Here is a 255-nt window from a genome sequence, read left to right as displayed (position 1 = left end):
CTGGTAGGCACCGATCTGGCGACCTGCATTGTCACTCAGGATGTTGAAATTGAGTTCGAACCAACGATTGGAGAATGCGGAACTCTTCCACCAGCGTGCACTCTTCTCCCGCGAACGCCCGCGACGAGATACGGCGCAGATGCTCGCGATGGGAGGCGGCGGCGCCGCGTCGACGTCGAGTGTGGCAGGATCCAGCACGTTACTACCTGACGAACGCGTATGCCGTCCTATTTCGGTGAGCTGGAAGAGCCCGCC

1 protein-coding gene is annotated in these 255 nt (G+C 60.4%); it reads right to left on the bottom strand.

The features are described 5' to 3' along the window. Window positions 1-255 (bottom strand): hypothetical protein (locus tag SB724_RS21005; protein ID WP_410572906.1); only part of this gene is annotated, 255 nt, incomplete at both ends.

Origin of the sequence: Bacillus sp. SIMBA_031, from assembly GCF_046535225.1 — a bacterium.
GTDB classification, from domain to species: Bacteria; Bacillota; Bacilli; order Bacillales; family Bacillaceae; genus Bacillus; species Bacillus velezensis.
The sequence above is the reverse complement of the archived record's forward strand: the minus strand, read 5'-3'. Positions and strand labels throughout refer to the sequence as shown.